Source organism: Pedobacter sp. Bi27, assembly GCF_918698255.1.
Classification (GTDB): domain Bacteria; phylum Bacteroidota; class Bacteroidia; order Sphingobacteriales; family Sphingobacteriaceae; genus Pedobacter.
The window spans coordinates 436,814-454,443 of sequence record NZ_CAKKMW010000001.1; the positions used below are offsets into that span (position 1 = coordinate 436,814).

Consider the following 17,630-nt stretch of genomic DNA (forward strand, 5'->3'; position numbering starts at 1 on the left):
AATCGTCATGCTGAATTTATTTCAGCATCTATTAATCATTCAAGACCCAGAAATAAATTCAGGGATGACGACAAGGAGATTGCATCTGGATCAGCATCTTCCATGCCATATAGATCCTGAAACAAGTTCAGGAGGACGATCGCAGGAATTTAAACACCCTTACCCTGATATTGCGTTAATAATATCGTATTGTGTGATAATTTCGATCTTTCCAGATTCATCTTCTACCAATACGGCTGAGTTTTCTTTATTGATCAATGAAGATATTTTATCAATCGAGGTGTTCAAATCAACAAATGGGAAAGTAGCCGTCATAATTTCTGAAATCGGCGCCGATTTTAAACCTGGATTTTCAAGTAATGCACTTAAAATATCACTCTCTGCAATTTTACCTACAATCATTCCTTGTTGCGTTACCGGAATTTGAGAGATATTCATCGATTTAATGGTATTGATGGCCTCAAGTACCGATTTTTGTGCATCAAGTGTTACAATCTCTGTGCTTTCTTTTTTAGCCAGAATGGATTTAGCGGTTAATTTTTCATCCTGTAAAAATCCGCGTTCACGTAACCAATCTTCATTATACATTTTGCCCATGTAGCGGCTACCGTGATCGTGAAAAATAACGACAACAACATCTTCTGGCTTAAGTTTATCTTTTAGCTGTATTAATCCGCCAATGGCAGCACCGGCAGAGTTACCCACGAAAATGCCTTCTTTACGCGCAATATCGCGTGTCATTAAAGCAGCGTCTTTATCTGTAACTTTTTCAAATAGGTCGATTACATCGAAATTTACATTTGCCGGAAGGAAATCTTCGCCAATACCTTCTGTGATGTAAGGATAAATTTCATCCTTATCAAATATGCCTGTTTCTTTGTATTTCTTGAAAACTGAGCCATAGGTATCGATTCCCCAGACTTTAATATTCGGATTCTTTTCTTTCAGATATTTTCCTGTTCCAGAAATGGTTCCACCGGTACCCACACCAACCACTAAGTGTGTAATTTTTCCTTCCGTCTGCTCCCATATCTCGGGACCAGTTTGCTCATAATGCGCCTGTGAGTTGGCTAAGTTATCATACTGATTAGGTTTCCATGAATTTGGAACCTCGCGTTCTAAACGCGAAGAAACAGAATAATAAGAACGGGGATCTTCAGGCTCAACATTTGTAGGACAAACGATTACTTCGGCACCAAAGGCTCGTAAAGCATCAACTTTTTCTTTTGATTGCTTATCTGTAGTGGTAAAAATACATTTATAACCTTTAATAATGGCTGCCATAGCCAGGCCCATACCTGTATTTCCGGATGTTCCTTCTATAATTGTTCCACCTGGTTTTAATTTACCACTTTTCTCGGCATCTTCAATCATTTTAACCGCCATGCGGTCTTTAATTGAGTTGCCTGGATTAGTAGTCTCTATTTTCGCCAGAATTGTTCCCGGAACTCCTTTTGTTATCGTATTTAATTTTACCAATGGCGTGTTGCCAATGGTTTCTAAAATATTATTGTACCACATGTTACAAAATTAAGCAAAGGCATTAAGTATTTTACAAACTATATTTTATTTGAAACATAATTTCGAAAACAACAAATTAAAAGAATTTAATTTCATAATCTATAATTATGATGGGCATTATAGATTGATTATTGGGCAAAACGCAATTCCGAAAGTAGGTTCGTCATTTCGACTGTAGTGAAACGGAATGGAGAAATCTAAAATCTAGTTCTCACTACACCAACTTGTAAATCTTGCCTGGTAGCGAAACAATAATCCCCTGCATCTCTAATGTAAGGATTACAATTGCCAGTTTACTTTGCTGAATATTCAATTGAATGCAAAGCTCATCTATACTAAGTTGGCCGCTTTGTAATGCATCTACGACCCGCTGTTCATTAGGGGTAAGGCTAAGGTGTAGCATGGTTTGCGCTTCGTTTTTCTTTTCTCTCACCTCATCATCCCAACCCAGGTAATAAATCAGATCATGAGCATTATTTATTAATCCGGCCCTATTGGTTTTAATCAGGAAATTACAGCCTTCCGAAAAAACATCATTTGTTCTACCCGGAAAAGCATATACATCTTTATTGTAAGAATTTGCGATTTCTGCGGTAATTAGGGCACCTCCCTTTATTGATGCTTCAACTACAATGGTAGCATCTGCAATCCCTGCAATAATCCGGTTCCTTTGTGGAAAATTAGGCCGATCCGGATTGGTTAGGATCGGGAATTCGGTGAGCAGGCTTCCATTCAAAACCATTTTTTGAGCAATCGTTTTATGAATTTTTGGATACAATCGATCTAAGCCATGACCAAGCACACCAACGGTAGGAATATTATTTACCAAGCATTCTTTATGGGCCGTTATATCGATACCATAGGCCAAGCCACTCACTATCAAAACATTGTACGGTGCTAAAACTTCGCACAATTCTTTACAGAGGTTTTTTCCATAGCTTGTTGCATTACGGGTTCCAACGATACTGATGATGCGCTGATGGTTAAAATCAACTGTGCCTTTGGCATAAAGCAATATTGGCGAATCGATGCAATTCTTTAACCTTTTAGGGTATTTTTCATCAGCGAAAAACAATACTTCTATTCCATGTTTTTCAATAAAATCTAATTCTTGCCTGGCCCTTACCAAAGCATCGGTACTACGAATGGCTTCAATTGTTTTCTCTCCAACACCCGGAATCTGCAAAAGCTGCTTTTTGTTCGCAGAAAACACATTTTCAGCGCTTCCACAATAGGCAAGAAGATTTTTGGCCGTTACCGGGCCTATAGATTTAATAAAAGTTAAGGCAATTTTATGGAGCATGCTCATGATCTGATAAGGTTAAATAAATGCGGGATGATTTATTTCCTTAAAGCAAGCTTAAAAATCAATATCGATTAAACTTTTTAACGGAATATGAATATTATTCTTTAGCTGGATGTATTTTTCTGTAACAGCCCAAACTGTAGTATCAACGCGTTTTGGCCCAATGGTAGTATTAAAAGTAATGACGGCTTTTGATTTAAACTCATTCCCCAGCCGTTGTGCTTCATCAAGTTTTGTTTTTAATTCTGTAGTATGATCTTCTTTTGCATTGATGATGTTTAAATAACTGATATGTTCCTTTTCTACAATTTCTATTGGCATGGTATCTCTTTAACGATTAATGTTAAACAAGCTTATCAATTTTTTATAAAAAAAACAACAATATTTTCTCAAATAAAGCAATAATCACATAAAAAAGGCCAGATTTGAAATACAAAACTGGCCTTTTTAGTAAATTTTAAAGCTAATTACTTAAATTTCAGCTTTCTAGTTTCAACCATACCTTTAAATTCATGATCAAGCTTTTCATTTGCGGCAGCTATCTGAACCTTTGTTGCTCCTGAAGTGCTGCTTAATGTATTATCTTTAGCCAAAGCCATGAAGGTGTTGTTCCCAGAATAATATAAAGCCTGGGCCAACATCTTTTCAGCTGGATTTCCAAAATCCTTAGTTAAATCATCTGTTACATCCTTATCAACGGTCATCCCTGAAAAATAATCACCTTGATCTAATTGGTTTTTGGTTTGGAATTGGGGGATGTATAAGTCGTTTTTATCAATTCTTAAAGAGAAAAAGCCTACAGGTTTCCCATATGTAGTTTTACCAATTAATTTAACATCCATAACAGGCTTTAAATTATTGATTAAAAGTTCGCTAGCAGACGCCGTACCACCTGTTACAATGAAATAAACTCTTGTAACGGCAAGAGCGCCTCTTTTTTTAAAAACTTCTTGGTTCCCTGCTGCAATTGTAGGTTTAAAGCTATAATCAAAAGCACTTATAAGTTCTGTTTTTCCGTTAGGCAAGGTATAGTAGAATTTTTGATTTTCAAGAATTCTCGCCTGTGCATCTTGCATCGTTTTATTAAAATAAGTAGTGTACATTATTTTCCCATTTTGAGATACAGGTGCAATAAGGTTGGTAAATGCTTCGGAAGTAGCCACCGAACCGCCACCGTTATACCTTAAATCTACAACAAGCTCGGTTACCCCGTCAGTTGAAAATTTGGAAAAAGCAGCGTCCAATGCATCTACTGCATTGGTAGTAAAGCTATTAAATACAATATACCCAACTTTTTTGGCACCAACTGTATAAGTATTGCTAAATAAAATAGGTTTTATATCATATTTACCACGGTTAATCACAATATCTTGTGTAGTATTATCGGGTTTTAAAACCGTTAGCGAAATGGATGGATTGTTGCCAAATATTGAGGCATTTAAATTAGCTATATCAGTACTGCTTGACCTGGAAGTTCCGCCACCATTAACCTTAGTAATCTGGTATCCCCGTTTTAATCCCTGCACATCAGCAGGAGAACCCGGATAAACATACTTTACCCTTAATAAATCGGTAACATCAAAATTTGCAGAAAAGCCATAATCTTCACCCGCCCCACCAAGTTGGGTGGCTACACTACCGTCATCAATAAAAGAATATTTATCTTTCCCCCCTGTGCTTGGCAAAGCTTTTATTGCCGCCAAAACTGCCTCATTTGAACCATACTGTCTTGGATTAAAAGATGAGTAACTTGGCATCCCCACATTCCACAAATAAGTTTGCTGTGCATACAGATAAATAGAATCTTTGGTTAATTCTGCCCGGGTCCCTGGAGTGCCTTGCGGTGCACCTTCCCCATCAGGATTATTATTCGATTTTTTACATGATACTGTAAATCCAACCACAATAAGCAAAGCACACAAAAATGTATTTTGCGAAATAAATTTTCTAAGCATATTTACTTGTAAATTTCTAGTGACACAATATACGGCAAATTAATTAATTTAGATTGTTGCTCATCAAATTTATTTGCACCAACAACTAACGCCTGGTTAGGCGATAAATTGTTGCTGTTTAGTATGTTCTGAAAAATTTCCACTTTAGTTAAACCTAGCTCCTCAACAAAATATACTGTAAGATATTGCTCTAGTCCATTCCACTCTGTTTGCTTAATTTTATTAAGTTGTTGCTCAGGGTTGCCGGCAGTTACAATAAATATTTGTTTGCGGTCTACCACAAGTTCCTGCATAAACTCCAGCACATTTTTATAAAGCAAAAGTTTTAAAGGTAAACGGGCATTCTGATGTAGAAGATCAAAATTATGCTTGTACTTCATATCAATGGCAAACTGATCTGCTGTTTTCTCAAAAAGTTTTTGAGTACCATTATTTTCGTATGTTGCACGCATAAATTCAATAATAGGCTGCGCACTTTTTTGCTCGGTATATTCTATAAACTGCGCAAACAGATAATAAACCTGTAGCAAATAATCCTTCTCTGGAAATAGCACATCGTCCAATTCAAAAATTACGATCTGCTTGTCCTTAACGTATTGATATGCATCCATGTTAAATTGTAAAAAGTTTTAAATCATTGGCATCATTATAACCAAATACTCCATTTAATTTGGGAGATACATTTGCAGGTAGAGAAGCCTCCCCGGTTGAAAAAATCTGATCGCCGTGAATAAACACTGCAAAATTTTGATAAGGGAGCTTTTCTTCTGCCAGATAGTCGGCAATTATAGCTGCATCAGGCAATAGTACCTGGATTCCATACTCGCCAAAAAGTACAGCAGATTTAGCCAATGGCTCAAGCTCATAATGGTGCAAAGGGATAATACAATCTATGGCCTCAGTGATACAAAAATTTAATAGAATATGAGCGATACTGTCTTTATTTAATACACCTAACGATGAAAAGGCATAATTTTCAGTTACAATCCCCGGTACATCACCATAATCGGCAAGTAAAACAAAATGACTGGGAAACGCTTTCATCAGCTTCAAAGCCTTAGCATTGTTCCCTCCTGTTATCAGTATTTTCAAAGTATAATGATTGAATGAATAAGTTAGTTAATAATTGAATGAAAGAATGATAGAATTAGCGAATGATATGATCTTATACGATTAAACCGTCCTTCATACTCACTACACGGTCGCTGGTTTTTGCAAGGTGTTCATTGTGCGTAACAATTACAAAAGTTTGATGGAAATTATCGCGCAAACTTACAAACAACTGGTGTAATCCGGCTGCATTTTCGGAGTCTAAATTCCCTGATGGTTCATCAGCCAATATAATTGAAGGATTATTGATCAGCGCTCTTGCAATGGCTACACGCTGCTGCTCACCGCCAGACAGCTGATTGGGCTTATGCTGGGCCCTGTCTTTTAGTCCAAACAGATCTAACAGTTCAAATGCCCTGCTTTCGGCCTGTTTTTTATTGGTTTTGGCAATAAATGCCGGAATGCAAATATTTTCAATGGCACTAAATTCTGGCAACAAATGATGAAACTGAAATACAAAACCGATATTCTGATTGCGGAAAGTACTCAGCAGATCGCCGTTCAATCTATTAACAACAGTACCCTTTAGTTCTACAGACCCGGCATCAGGTTTATCCAATGTTCCTAAAATATGCAATAAAGTACTTTTACCTGCACCAGATGGCCCAATAATACTTACAATCTCCCCTTTTTGCACTTCAAAATTTACGCCTTTTAAAATTTGTAGATTTCCGTACGATTTTCTTATTCCCGTGGCTTTTAGCATGCTTCAAATTTAATAAAAAAGGTTAAAGCGTAAAGACTAAAGCAAAAAGACTAAAGACTAAAGACTAAAGACCAAAGCATAAGACTAAAGCACAAAGACTAAAGCACAAAGACTAAATGCCTAACACCGGAACTTTAAAATCTGTGTAATCCCTAAATCCGTGTAATCATCCCGAAGGAAAAAAAATAATTTTGGAAATATCAATTTCTTATTTAACTTTGAAAAACAAAGCACTTTTAAAATGAGCACTCAGGAAGAACAATTAAATACCTTAAAAGATATAAGACAAATGATGGACAGGTCGTCGAGATTTATTTCTTTAAGCGGTTTATCTGGTGTTTTTGCAGGCGTTATCGCTTTAATTGGGGCTTATTTTGCAAACGATGAAATTAACAAATTCATCGGCAAACGCGGTTACGGTTATGGCGTTGATGGAGAAATGGACCTGGAGTTTAACTTAATAAAACTTGGTATTTTTGTTTTGGTGATTGCGCTGGCTGGAGGAGTTTTATTTACCTATAGAAAAAGTCAGAAAAACAATCTTCCAATCTGGGATAAAACCTCTAAATCACTTTTAATTAATTTATTTGTCCCATTGGTTGCCGGAGGTTTGTTTATTATTGCTTTATTGATTAACCATCCGAATACTTATGCTATTGTTGCACCAAGCTGTTTAATTTTTTATGGTTTGGCGCTTATTAATGCCAGTAAATATACTTACAGCGACATTCGCTACCTGGGGCTTTGCGAGGTAATACTTGGTCTGATCTGCATGTTTTACGTAGGTTATGGCTTAATTTTTTGGGCTTTTGGCTTTGGTGTATTGCACATTGTTTATGGTCTTTTAATGTATTTTAAATATGAGAGAGGTCAGTAAGGATGAAAAACCCGATAGCAGATTTAAATAAAATATTCGATAGCCGGATCAGGTTGGGCGTAATGTCTATTCTGGTGGTAAACGATGAAATTGGCTTTAACGACCTGAAACAAATGCTCGAATTAACAGATGGAAACCTGGCCTCACACCTGAATACTTTAGAGCAGGCAGAATTTATCAAGGTACACAAGGGTTTTATCGGCAGAAAAACCAGTACCACCTACGCTATTACGGCTTTGGGCAAACAGGCTTTTAAAGCACATTTAGATGCACTTGAAAAAATGATCAAAAAACTATAAGTCATTTTTTTTTAACTATTCACTTTGAAATTCAAAGCACTTTTAAATCGCAAAAAAAATGGAAGAAATATTAGAACCTCAAATGAATTACTTAGGCAAAAGGCTGGCTTACTATTCTGCACTTATCGGCACGTTAATTCTAATAGCAAACTTAATATCAGACTCTTTTTTTCTCATGATAGTAGGAGCTGTTTTTACGCTTGGTGCTGCAATTGTAAATCTCTTTGTGTTAGCTATAGTTCTAATTGAGCTCATTTGTGATCAAACTTCCTGGAGGAACACTGTCGCTACCATCATCTGCATGCTATTAAATATTCCCTTAGTCATTATCTACATACTTATTATAAGTTATTTCAATTCTTAAACCTTAAACAAAATGAAAAATAGATCCAACCTCTTATCACTCTCTGTTCTGCTGGGTGGCCTACTGTTTACTTTTCTCTTCTGGCAGGAAAGATTAGCGCTCAATCTGCTTATTTATAGCATTTATTTACTGGCTATCACCTTTATTAATCCAGATGTAGTTAAAAGTACCAAACTAAAAATTTACGGCTTAGCACATCTTTTGGCCGCAGTACTGGTGGTGGTTAATAATTCTGATTTATCCGTTGCCACTTATTACATCAGTTTGCTGTTATTTATCGGTTTTAGTCATAACCAGCAGATCAGAACTATTTTTGCCGCTTTTCTTGCCAGTATCTTACAAATGATCACGGTTCCTTTTAATGCAGTAAAACATTTAAGTAAAATAAGCATAGGCAATTTTAACCTGAAACCTTTTTTTAAATTGATCAAGTACATTTTTATACCTGTTATTGCCGTAATCTTTTTTACGTGTTTGTATTCTGCAGCGAATAATGTTTTTGCACATTATGCCGAAAGTGTATTAACTAACATCGGTCAATTTTTTGAAGATATCCTCCATTTCTTTTTCAAAGATTTAAGTATCGAACGTATCATACACTTCTGCTTTGGATTAGCCTTAACAGGAGGTTTATTACTCACTTTTTTTGATAAAACTTTAGAAAAAGCAGAACTGACATGCAAGGAACAATTAGTAAGGATCAGAAGAACATCAGGTCAAAAAACGATTTGGTACCACATTGTAGAAACATTTAGCGGTAATCTCTTAACACGGAAAATGGCTTTAAAAACCGAATACATTGTAGGCATAATTTCGTTTGTTGCCCTTAACGTCCTATTGTTGTTATTAAATGCCATCGATATTACCACGCTTTGGTTCGGTTATAAACCTTCAGGAAATTTCTCTGGAGAGCTACACCAGGGCACCAATACACTAATCTTTAGTATTGTAATGGCCATGGCGGTAATCCTTTACTTTTTCAGGGGAAACCTAAATTTTTATCGTAAAAGCAAAACATTAAGGGCGCTTGCCTTTACCTGGATGGTTCAAAATTTCATCCTGATTATTTCTGTATTTATCCGCGATGGTTATTATATCGAATTCCACGGTTTAACCCATAAAAGAATCGGTGTTTTGGTCTTCGCTACACTTTGCATCATCGGTTTGGCAACGGTTTATTTTAAAGTAGCGAAACAAAAAACTATATTCTACCTTTTCAAAGTAAATGGTAACATCTGGTTTGCCCTATTATTGGCTTTTAGTCTAATAAACTGGGATGTTTTTATTGTGAAATACAATTTAGCACAAAGTGATAAGGTTGGTATCGATGCCGATTACCTACTATCATTATCAGACAAGACCCTGCCCATTTTATATAAAAACAGATCAAAACTGGATTATACTCCTTCTAAAGATCTAAACGGAAGAGAAATTGCCAAGCCCCAAACAGCAGACTTTTATAGAGACCAGTTGGACAGACGTATTGGCTATTTTAAAGAACGTTACGAAAGCGTAAGCTGGCTATCATGGAACCTGCAGGATTGGAATACAGCAGAATATTTTGGAGATAATAAAAATTAGATCAAGTATAACGTGAATAAAATTTTGAAGTGGGGGCTTATTTCTGTAGGTATTGGAGCACTGATCTTTATTAGCTATGTGGTTTGGGGGTTCATAACTTTTGTGTCATCATTCGACCAAAGCTACAGCAAGAAGGATTTAATAGAAAATTACAAAATTAAAAGTAAAGAGATTAATAAATTACAAAAATATATGAAATCCATAATCCCAGTTGGCAAGTCAGTAACATTAGAGTTTGAAAGCAATAATTCATTGTTCATTTTTCACCTTTCTGACAAAAATGGAGATTCGAGAAACTGGGATATTAATATTAATTCAAAAAAAACGGACTCTCTGCTGCGTGTATTGCATTGGACAAAGGAAACATTGGCAACTGTAAAAAAGAAATTAGACTATGCTAACTGCATTTCTGTAGAGAATAAAGAGCCCTTTACAATTGGTTATCAAAGAAGCGGCATGGGTATGTATTTCTATAATCTTTTCGATAAACCAATGACGGATAGCCTGAAAAAAGAATATAGTGATGGTTGTACACACATTTTGTATAATAAAAAAGTTGCACTAGAATTTGGCGGTGGGGCTATTGGGCAACAATGCTTTGAAGGTTATTTTGAAAATTAAACGAATAAATTATGAATTATTTCTTATTAATAATGGCGGTTTTATTAATCTTTTTCATTTCTCTACTTCCAATAATTTTTATTTGCATAATATTAAAAAGGAAATTGGTAAAGGGATTAAAATATACTTTAATCATTTCATTAAGTATTTTACAGTTGTGGATATTTTATTCAGCCTTCACGGCTTTTTATCCAGAAGATTCTTTCTATACGGAAGAATATAAAACTGTAATTGGAATCGCTGCTCCTGCATCCGCCAAAATTGTTAAAAAGTCTGCTAGTTACCCCGATTTACATGGTGATTATTGTTCTGCATCATTGATGGAACTATCGGTTGGTGATTATAAGAGGTTGTATGAAAAAATTTCTAATGATAAATCATTTTACAATGCAGACTTTATTTATTCAGATACATTGAACGATATTTTAGACAAAGAACAGATAAAAAATATTATAATGATCAAACAGCACAAAACAAATTATGTAGGCCAAAATTGCTACATCGGTTTTTTAAACGACCGGAAAAGCATCCTTATTTATTTTGTTAACTCATAACAATAATTAACCTCTCTCCTTTGCTAAACTTTTGTTGGATTTAGTCTTCCTGGTGCTGTTTTGCATCGGGAAGCAAAGGAATCAAACTAAGTAGACTAATTAAAACACATTATAAATATAAAAATCATGAAAAATCAAGAAACATTAAATTCAGGCAAACTAAGAATCATCATTATTTTAAGCGTAATAGCATCAATACTGGCTATTCCTTTAATAGCCATGCAATTTACAAATGAGGTACAGTGGGACTTAAGGGATTTTGTTGCCGCTGGAATATTATTGCTTAGTACAGGTTTAGCCATTGAACTTGTAATTAGAAACATGAAAACAGGCACCAGCAGAACCATAGTCCTAATTGTAATTTTAATTGCATTGTTTTTAATCTGGGCAGAAATGGCTGTTGGAATTTTTGGGTCGCCAATTGCAGGAAGTTAGCACATTTTTAAAACAAATGTATAATGCCATTTCCAAGTACGACCTAATATGGTTGATCTTAAGCCAATAAGCACTTTTATTGGCTATACTCACCTTAAATCAAAATTAACGACAATGAAAAAAATTAGCTCAATAACTTTATTAAGTTTTACCATACTGGCATCATCCTGCACTGAGGAAATTAAAACCATTTCTACGGATGAAACAAGTAACATTCAAACGAAAAGTCAGCCTAAAATACAATATGATTCTCCAATTATCATTGGTAAAACAGATATTCTGCTATACCCATTAAGATTAAATGATGGCGATTACGATAGTTATAAAAGAGACGTGAATTCCAATCATTGGAACCTCATCTTTCACAACGTTATTTCAGGTAAAAGCGAATTATTGACTAAAGAAAAAATTATTATCAATTCCTTCAATATTGGTCATTCAGAACATAGTCCAAATAATCAAAATACTTTATCCGATCAGTTTATCTACTATAACATTACCGATTCTGACTATGATGGCAATAAAAAGCTAACAGACAAAGATCCTAGTAAACTTTACCTCTCCAACCTGGAGGGAAAATCATTTATCCGGATATCTCCAAACAACTATGATGTAAGTAGCTGGAAAATAGACGACAAACATGATTTAATATTAATGGATTTGATAAAGGATACTAATGGAGATAAAGAATTTGATGATAAGGATGAGGTTGAATATTTTACATACAACTTAAAAACAGGGGCTTTAAAAACTGTCTTCGACAAGAACTTCAAAGATGAAATTAAAAATTTAGCAAAAAAAGTATTGTAGAATAGCTACATCTGCTTCTTTATTGAGGTTAAGGCCCAATAATCAGCTTGTGTACCACATCACTTTTCCAGATTAACATAAAACGTTCATTTTCTGAAAAAATCAGCAATTGCTATTTGTTTAAAGGGTTTGAAATTGTAGCTTTGGGCAAATTTTGTAGCAAATGAATATTCACGAATACCAGGGTAAACAAATATTAAAAAGTTTCGGTGTTAACGTTCAAGAAGGAATAGTTGCCGATACTCCTGAGCAAGCTGTTGAGGCTGCTAAGCAACTGAAAATAGATTACAATTCTGACTGGGTTGTAATTAAAGCGCAAATCCACGCAGGTGGCCGCGGTAAAGGTGGTGGTGTTAAATTAGCCAAAAACCTTGAAGAAGTTAAACAACGTGCAACCGATATTATTGGTATGCAGTTGGTGACTCCTCAAACCGGTCCTGAAGGTAAATTAGTGAGTAAAATTTTAGTTGCTCAGGATGTTTATTATCCGGGTGCTTCTGAAACCAAAGAATTCTACATTTCGGTATTGTTAGACCGTGCAAAAGGCCGTAACATCATCATGTACAGTACGGAAGGTGGTATGGATATCGAAGAAGTTGCCGAGCACACGCCGCACTTAATTTTCAAAGAAGAAATCGACCCTAAAGTTGGCTTACAAGGCTTCCAAGCCCGTAAAGTAGCTTTTAACTTAGGCGTTAGTGGTGCTGCACATAAAGAAATGGTTAAATTTGTAACCGCTTTATACAAAGCTTACGAAGCTACCGATTCTTCAATGTTCGAAATCAACCCGGTATTAAAAACTTCTGATGATAAAGTAATTGCAGTTGATGCTAAAGTGAATCTGGATGAAAACGCTTTATTCCGTCATCCTGATTATGCAGCAATGCGCGACGTTACGGAAGAAGATCCAATGGAAGTTGAAGCAAGTGCTTCTAACCTAAACTTCGTTAACCTTGATGGTAACGTAGGTTGTATGGTTAACGGTGCTGGTTTAGCCATGGCTACCATGGATATTATTAAATTGGCCGGTGGTGAGCCTGCTAACTTCTTAGACGTTGGCGGAACTGCTAATGCACAAACAGTTAAAGCAGCTTTCAACATCATTTTAAAAGACCCTAACGTTAAAGCAATTTTGATCAACATTTTTGGCGGTATTGTTCGTTGCGACCGTGTTGCGCAAGGTGTAATCGATGCTTATAAAGAAATCGGCAACATTCCAGTGCCAATTATCTGCCGTTTACAAGGCACAAATGCCGAAGAAGCTAAAAAATTAATTGATGAGTCTGGCCTTCAGGTTTACTCAGCAATCGCTTTAAAAGAAGCTGCAGATTTAGTTACTAAAGTATTGGCTGAACAAGCTTAATAAGCTTAAAGCAAAAAGACTAAAGCTTAAAGCATTAATCATAATTTACAAACCTTTCAGTGAAAACTGGAAGGTTTTTTTTTATTCCCCGCTTTTAGAGGGCTGTCCGCAGGACGGGGTGCTCTCTAACCTATCATTACCAGCAATTCGATAGCAATCGACTTAAATGTACTAAGGTGTCTTAGGTGGTCAATATTTTTCTTGGAAAGCAAGCTCTGCACATTTCAGTTTCGGAAGCCTGCTATCAATCAATCTTTTTAAACAACAACTGTTATGCTGAGGCACGAAGCATCTGTTTAATCGGGTGCAGATGCTTCGTACCTCAGCATGGCTACAAAATTTATGGGCACTACAGTCAAAAAGTATTTTCGTTCTATCAGGTTTATTTAACATGGGTCCGCCGTACTCCGGCAAAAAACCTATCGCTAAACTTACAAAGTCTTTCCTGCGCTCGACCCCTTCTAGACTTTGTATGTTAATCTACGCGGAATTCTAAAATATCACCTGGCTGGCAATCTAAAGCTTTACAAATCGCTTCTAACGTTTCCAAACGGACAGCCTTTGCTTTACCTGTTTTGAGTATCGATAAATTAGACATCGTTATCCCTACCCGTTCACTTAATTCGGTTAACGACATTTTACGCCTGGCTAACATTACATCTAAATTTACAATTATGGGCATGGGCTTATATCGTTAAATCGTTTTCTTGTTGAATTTCTATTCTCTATTTACAACTTGTATAACCTGACAAAAACTACATGATTAAAAACACCCAATAATAATGACTTTTATTATTTGCTTTAAATAGTTGAAAAATTAAGAAACGTCATATTTATTCAATCATTTATAGTACAAACATACATAATAAATTATTACAAATCAAAATATATTTATTGATTTACAACAAATAATACTCGCAACACAATTATTATGCAGTTATTCAGACAGACAATGTCAGAATTTTGTTTGGAATGGTTTTTGCTATAAGTAAAACTGTAAAAAACTTGTGCAAACAGTAACATTTTCAGCATTTTATCCTTTCGGATTGCTATACAATTTCGTAACTTTGCACACTCAATAATTAAAGAGCACACAATTCGTATAAATGAGACAACTCAAGATAACGCAATCCATTACCAACCGTGAAAGTCAGTCATTAGATAAATACCTACACGAAATTGGCAAAGTAGATTTAATAACAGCAGAAGAGGAAGTAATTTTAGCAAGGAAGATTCGTGAGGGCGATCAGGCTGCATTAGAGCGATTGACTAAGACCAACTTGCGTTTCGTTGTATCTGTTGCAAAACAATATCAGAATCAAGGCCTAACCTTAGGCGATTTAATCAATGAAGGTAACTTAGGTTTAATTAAAGCGGCAAAACGTTTTGATGAGACTAAAGGTTTCAAATTCATTTCTTATGCTGTTTGGTGGATTCGTCAATCTATTTTGCAGGCAATTGCCGAGCAAAGCCGTATTGTACGTTTACCTTTAAACCAGGTAGGTTCATTAAGCAAAATCAGTAAAGCTTTCTCTAAATTAGAGCAAGAATACGAACGTGAGCCTTCTCCTGAAGAACTTGCCGATATTTTAGAAACTACAGTGGATAAAATTTCGGACACACTTAGTAATTCGGGCCGCCACGTATCAATGGATGCTCCATTTGTTCAAGGTGAAGAAAATACATTATTAGATGTATTGGAAAACCACGAACCAAATACAGATAGCTCATTGATTAATGAATCTTTATCAGAAGAAATTAAACGTTCTTTATCTACTTTAACTGAAAGAGAAAGAGAAATTATCGTTTTATTCTTCGGCTTAGGTTCTAACCATCCCCTTTCTTTAGAAGAAATTGGAGAGAAATTTAATTTAACCCGCGAACGTGTTCGTCAGATTAAGGATAAAGCGTTACAGCGTTTACGTCATACCTCAAGAAGTAAAATCTTAAAATCTTATTTAGGATAAGAGACTAAGTTCATATAAACAAAAAAAGATCGGCTATTAGCCGATCTTTTTTTTGTTATTAGATTTTCCCTCTGAAGGAGTTCCTTTGGAACGCTACGGTCGAAATGACGATTACACATTGGCAATCTTTTTTGTTTAGTTATAACTAAGTTTATCGTTATGATTTTATATCTTTAAGTCATGTCGATTGGTCTACTCAAAAAATCTTTAACTATATACAAACCCATTTTTTTATGGAATGTACTGGTCAGCTTGCTCACATCGGTATTTTTCATTTTAAATGGCTTTAAGGAGCCAGGAATCTATTCCTTTGCCCTATTCATCAAACTTATCGGCTGGCTATTTTCTGTTGCTATATATTTCATGTTTTATCAATCTACTACATACTTTTTCAAAAATCAGGGTATAGGCTTCAGAAAAATCATGACAAACCTGATTTTATATGATTTAATTGTTTTTATCGGAATCTTAATCATTTCATCTATATGCAAAGACTTTTTATCGACAGTGTTAACCAATCTTTTGCAGATCGGGAAGTATTAAGCAGCGTTTATATAAACTGCGAAGTTGGTGAAGTGGTTGGCTTATTAGGTAGAAATGGGTCGGGTAAATCGACCTTGTTAAAAATTATTTTTGGAAGTGTAAAAGCCAACTTTAAATACCTCAATATAAATAATAGGGTTTATACTAAAGGTTACTTATCTAAAAACCTTTCTTATTTACCACAGGATAATTTCATTCCAGACCAGATTAATGTTTCGCAGGCCATTGATATCTTTTGTAAAAAACATGGAGCCGAACTTCATCAGGTCGAATTTGTCAAAAATCATTTAAACTCAAAATTTTACAACTTATCTGGTGGAGAACGCCGTTTTTTAGAATGCCTCTTGATGATTTATAGCAATGCCGAATATGTATTGCTTGATGAGCCTTTTTCTCAATTATCACCATTGTGGGTAGATGAGCTAAAGAACCACATTGATAGTGCAAAAGCATATAAAGGTTTCATCATTACAGATCATTACTATAAATCCATTTTAGCTATTTCTGACCGGATTGTACTGCTGCATAACAGGTGCAATTACACCATCCAGAATGAAGCTGATTTGATATTATACGGCTACTTGCCGGGACGTATAGCATAAGCATAGCGATTTACCACTAAGACACGAAGGACACAAGGATTAAATTATCTTGGTGTGCTTTGAGTCTTTGTGGTCTGCTTAATTATTACACATTAAAATAACAAATGTTTTACCGTCAACCCGTTATTGATTAACTGTTTCAACGAGTCAATACCAATTCTTAAGTGCGTTTCTACATATTTCTCAGTTACAGTACTGTCGCTTTCGGCAGTTTTAACACCTTCTGGTATCATCGGTTGATCGGAAACTAATAGTAACGCGCCTGCTGGGATTTTATTGGCAAAAGCCGTAGTAAAAATCGTAGCTGTTTCCATATCTACTGCCATAGCCCTTAAAGTTTTCAAGTATTTTTTAAACTCTTTATCGTGCTCCCAAACCCTCCGGTTGGTGGTATAACAGGTTCCGGTCCAATAATCTCTGCCATGATCGCGTATGGTTGTAGAAATCGCTTTCTGCAAGGCGAATGCTGGCAATGCAGGTACTTCTGCCGGCAGGTAATCATTCGATGTACCTTCACCCCTGATCGCGGCAATAGGCAAAATTAAATCGCCTAATTGGTTCTTCTTCTTTAAACCACCACATTTACCTAAAAACAAAACAGCTTTAGGTTTAATGGCCGTCAATAAATCCATCATGGTTGCGGCCAAGGGGCTTCCCATACCAAAATTGATAATCGTAATGCCATTTGCGGTAACACTTTGCATCGGTTTATCTAACCCCATAACCGGTGCATTATCGTTCCATTCGGAAAACATGGTTACGTACTTACTGAAATTAGTCAGCAGAATATAATCACCAAATTGATCTAAGGGTCTGCCAGTATAACGTGGCAACCAATTTTTAACAATTTCATCTTTCGATTTTAATCCCGATTTAACAGGTGTTTCTACTTCTTTTACTTTTTTCGATTTCTCTACTATTTCATCGTCTTTTTTTACGTCTTTTTCTTCGTTCATATTCTTTTAGTTTTGAGCATAGCGCTTGGCGCTTAGCGTTAACAAATATTGTATTAAAAA

Annotated in this window: 19 protein-coding genes; 10 read left to right on the plus strand and 9 right to left on the minus strand. The window is 35.6% G+C overall.

Annotated elements, in window-relative coordinates; translation table 11 throughout:
• Positions 1 to 159: 159 nt before the first annotated feature.
• From LQ227_RS01640 to LQ227_RS01670, 7 genes are all read right to left on the minus strand, one after another.
• Complete coding sequence (locus LQ227_RS01640; protein ID WP_029277167.1) at positions 160 to 1,521, minus strand: pyridoxal-phosphate dependent enzyme; 1,362 nt, start codon at positions 1,519 to 1,521, stop codon at positions 160 to 162.
• Positions 1,522 to 1,735: 214 nt separating this feature from the next.
• A complete protein-coding gene (gene dprA, locus LQ227_RS01645) occupies positions 1,736 to 2,830 on the minus strand; it encodes a DNA-processing protein DprA (RefSeq protein ID WP_230143970.1) in 1,095 nt (364 codons plus the stop codon).
• A gap of 51 nt (positions 2,831 to 2,881) precedes the next feature.
• Positions 2,882 to 3,148, minus strand: a complete 267-nt coding sequence (locus LQ227_RS01650) for a hypothetical protein (protein WP_029277171.1) — start codon at positions 3,146 to 3,148, stop codon at positions 2,882 to 2,884.
• A gap of 146 nt (positions 3,149 to 3,294) precedes the next feature.
• Positions 3,295 to 4,782: a S41 family peptidase gene (locus tag LQ227_RS01655; RefSeq protein WP_230143968.1), complete on the minus strand. Its 1,488-nt coding sequence runs from the start codon at positions 4,780 to 4,782 to the stop codon at positions 3,295 to 3,297.
• Positions 4,783 to 4,784: 2 nt separating this feature from the next.
• Positions 4,785 to 5,393 (minus strand): HAD family hydrolase, encoded by a 609-nt coding sequence (locus LQ227_RS01660; protein WP_230143967.1) that lies wholly within the window; start codon positions 5,391 to 5,393, stop codon positions 4,785 to 4,787.
• 1 nt (position 5,394) lies between these two features.
• A complete protein-coding gene (locus LQ227_RS01665; protein WP_230147973.1) occupies positions 5,395 to 5,874 on the minus strand; it encodes a hypothetical protein in 480 nt (159 codons plus the stop codon).
• Between the two features lie 73 nt (positions 5,875 to 5,947).
• Positions 5,948 to 6,598 carry an ABC transporter ATP-binding protein gene (locus LQ227_RS01670; protein ID WP_230143964.1) on the minus strand — a complete coding sequence of 217 codons (651 nt, stop codon included), beginning with the start codon at positions 6,596 to 6,598 and terminating at the stop codon, positions 5,948 to 5,950.
• Positions 6,599 to 6,839: 241 nt separating this feature from the next.
• Here LQ227_RS01670 and LQ227_RS01675 point away from each other — a divergent pair, with 241 nt between their 5' ends.
• From LQ227_RS01675 to sucC, 8 genes are all read left to right on the plus strand, one after another.
• On the plus strand, positions 6,840 to 7,475 hold the full coding sequence (locus tag LQ227_RS01675; protein WP_230143963.1) for a hypothetical protein: 636 nt from the start codon (positions 6,840 to 6,842) through the stop codon (positions 7,473 to 7,475).
• 2 nt (positions 7,476 to 7,477) lie between these two features.
• Positions 7,478 to 7,774 (plus strand): transcriptional regulator, encoded by a 297-nt coding sequence (locus LQ227_RS01680; RefSeq protein WP_029277182.1) that lies wholly within the window; start codon positions 7,478 to 7,480, stop codon positions 7,772 to 7,774.
• A gap of 376 nt (positions 7,775 to 8,150) precedes the next feature.
• Positions 8,151 to 9,719 (plus strand): DUF4173 domain-containing protein, encoded by a 1,569-nt coding sequence (locus LQ227_RS01685; RefSeq protein WP_230143961.1) that lies wholly within the window; start codon positions 8,151 to 8,153, stop codon positions 9,717 to 9,719.
• Between the two features lie 12 nt (positions 9,720 to 9,731).
• Positions 9,732 to 10,340, plus strand: coding sequence for a hypothetical protein (locus LQ227_RS01690; protein WP_230143960.1), 609 nt, complete (start codon positions 9,732 to 9,734; stop codon positions 10,338 to 10,340).
• Positions 10,341 to 10,351: 11 nt separating this feature from the next.
• Entirely contained in the window at positions 10,352 to 10,894 is a 543-nt protein-coding gene (locus tag LQ227_RS01695; RefSeq protein ID WP_230143959.1) for a hypothetical protein, read from the plus strand.
• Positions 10,895 to 11,020: 126 nt separating this feature from the next.
• Positions 11,021 to 11,329, plus strand: coding sequence for a hypothetical protein (locus tag LQ227_RS01700; RefSeq protein ID WP_230143957.1), 309 nt, complete (start codon positions 11,021 to 11,023; stop codon positions 11,327 to 11,329).
• Positions 11,330 to 11,443: 114 nt separating this feature from the next.
• On the plus strand, positions 11,444 to 12,139 hold the full coding sequence (locus LQ227_RS01705) for a hypothetical protein (RefSeq protein WP_230143955.1): 696 nt from the start codon (positions 11,444 to 11,446) through the stop codon (positions 12,137 to 12,139).
• A gap of 163 nt (positions 12,140 to 12,302) precedes the next feature.
• A complete protein-coding gene (sucC, locus tag LQ227_RS01710) occupies positions 12,303 to 13,502 on the plus strand; it encodes an ADP-forming succinate--CoA ligase subunit beta (RefSeq protein ID WP_025142947.1) in 1,200 nt (399 codons plus the stop codon).
• A 475-nt stretch (positions 13,503 to 13,977) separates the two neighbouring features.
• Here sucC and LQ227_RS01715 read toward each other — a convergent pair whose 3' ends face one another.
• Positions 13,978 to 14,184 (minus strand): helix-turn-helix transcriptional regulator, encoded by a 207-nt coding sequence (locus tag LQ227_RS01715; protein WP_029277191.1) that lies wholly within the window; start codon positions 14,182 to 14,184, stop codon positions 13,978 to 13,980.
• Between the two features lie 424 nt (positions 14,185 to 14,608).
• Here LQ227_RS01715 and LQ227_RS01720 point away from each other — a divergent pair, with 424 nt between their 5' ends.
• Positions 14,609 to 15,469, plus strand: coding sequence for an RNA polymerase sigma factor RpoD/SigA (locus LQ227_RS01720; RefSeq protein ID WP_010601359.1), 861 nt, complete (start codon positions 14,609 to 14,611; stop codon positions 15,467 to 15,469).
• 485 nt (positions 15,470 to 15,954) lie between these two features.
• Positions 15,955 to 16,614, plus strand: a complete 660-nt coding sequence (locus LQ227_RS01725; RefSeq protein WP_230143953.1) for an ATP-binding cassette domain-containing protein — start codon at positions 15,955 to 15,957, stop codon at positions 16,612 to 16,614.
• A 92-nt stretch (positions 16,615 to 16,706) separates the two neighbouring features.
• Here LQ227_RS01725 and LQ227_RS01730 read toward each other — a convergent pair whose 3' ends face one another.
• Positions 16,707 to 17,570, minus strand: coding sequence for an AMP nucleosidase (locus tag LQ227_RS01730; protein ID WP_230143951.1), 864 nt, complete (start codon positions 17,568 to 17,570; stop codon positions 16,707 to 16,709).
• Positions 17,571 to 17,630 lie beyond the last annotated feature (60 nt).

Bases quoted from the DNA above. Each gene is read 5' to 3' on its own strand.
- LQ227_RS01640 (WP_029277167.1), bottom strand. From the start codon at position 1,521: ATGTGGTACAATAATATTTTAGAAACCATTGGCAACACGCCATTGGTA.
- dprA (WP_230143970.1), bottom strand. From the start codon at position 2,830: ATGAGCATGCTCCATAAAATTGCCTTAACTTTTATTAAATCTATAGGC.
- LQ227_RS01650 (WP_029277171.1), bottom strand. From the start codon at position 3,148: ATGCCAATAGAAATTGTAGAAAAGGAACATATCAGTTATTTAAACATC.
- LQ227_RS01655 (WP_230143968.1), bottom strand. From the start codon at position 4,782: ATGCTTAGAAAATTTATTTCGCAAAATACATTTTTGTGTGCTTTGCTT.
- LQ227_RS01660 (WP_230143967.1), bottom strand. From the start codon at position 5,393: ATGGATGCATATCAATACGTTAAGGACAAGCAGATCGTAATTTTTGAA.
- LQ227_RS01670 (WP_230143964.1), bottom strand. From the start codon at position 6,598: ATGCTAAAAGCCACGGGAATAAGAAAATCGTACGGAAATCTACAAATT.
- LQ227_RS01675 (WP_230143963.1), top strand. From the start codon at position 6,840: ATGAGCACTCAGGAAGAACAATTAAATACCTTAAAAGATATAAGACAA.
- LQ227_RS01680 (WP_029277182.1), top strand. From the start codon at position 7,478: ATGAAAAACCCGATAGCAGATTTAAATAAAATATTCGATAGCCGGATC.
- LQ227_RS01685 (WP_230143961.1), top strand. From the start codon at position 8,151: ATGAAAAATAGATCCAACCTCTTATCACTCTCTGTTCTGCTGGGTGGC.
- LQ227_RS01695 (WP_230143959.1), top strand. From the start codon at position 10,352: ATGAATTATTTCTTATTAATAATGGCGGTTTTATTAATCTTTTTCATT.
- LQ227_RS01700 (WP_230143957.1), top strand. From the start codon at position 11,021: ATGAAAAATCAAGAAACATTAAATTCAGGCAAACTAAGAATCATCATT.
- LQ227_RS01705 (WP_230143955.1), top strand. From the start codon at position 11,444: ATGAAAAAAATTAGCTCAATAACTTTATTAAGTTTTACCATACTGGCA.
- sucC (WP_025142947.1), top strand. From the start codon at position 12,303: ATGAATATTCACGAATACCAGGGTAAACAAATATTAAAAAGTTTCGGT.
- LQ227_RS01715 (WP_029277191.1), bottom strand. From the start codon at position 14,184: ATGCCCATAATTGTAAATTTAGATGTAATGTTAGCCAGGCGTAAAATG.
- LQ227_RS01720 (WP_010601359.1), top strand. From the start codon at position 14,609: ATGAGACAACTCAAGATAACGCAATCCATTACCAACCGTGAAAGTCAG.
- LQ227_RS01725 (WP_230143953.1), top strand. From the start codon at position 15,955: ATGCAAAGACTTTTTATCGACAGTGTTAACCAATCTTTTGCAGATCGG.
- LQ227_RS01730 (WP_230143951.1), bottom strand. From the start codon at position 17,570: ATGAACGAAGAAAAAGACGTAAAAAAAGACGATGAAATAGTAGAGAAA.